Genomic DNA, 405 nt, shown 5'->3' with positions numbered 1-405 from the left:
ACTCTCCCAGGACCCTGCGGTCCAAGTACCATCGGCGCTGGAGGGCTTAACGGTCGTGTTCGGGATGGGTACGTGTGGAACCCCTCCGCTATCGCCACCAAACAGGATTTTCTCAGCTTACGCTTCTTGAAAATCTTCGGAAAATCCATTCGCTTTTCGCGTTTGCTTGGGTTCAACACCGAAGTGTGAATCAAGAAACAAGCGCTTGGTTTTCCTCAAGGATTTGCTCCCTGAAAACTAGATACGAAACAATCTTTGCGATTTATAGCATATGCTTCCGAAGTAGCTTTCCTTCAGAAAGCTTTTAGGATAAGCCCTCGACCGATTAGTACTGGTCAGCTCCATGCATTGCTGCACTTCCACCCCCAGCCTATCTACCTCGTCGTCTTCAAGGGGTCTTACTAA

At 48.9% G+C, this 405-nt stretch carries 2 rRNA genes; both read right to left on the bottom strand.

The features are described from left to right. Positions 1-102 (bottom strand): 5S ribosomal RNA (gene rrf, locus KJS58_RS25005); the annotation flags it as partial. A 203-nt stretch (positions 103-305) separates the two neighbouring features. Further along, positions 306-405 (bottom strand): 23S ribosomal RNA (locus tag KJS58_RS25000); the annotation flags it as partial.

The sequence above is a fragment of the Paenibacillus sp. J45TS6 genome (genome assembly GCF_018403285.1).
Taxonomy (GTDB): Bacteria; Bacillota; Bacilli; order Paenibacillales; family Paenibacillaceae; genus Paenibacillus.
This window is presented reverse-complemented; position numbering and strand designations above follow the sequence as displayed.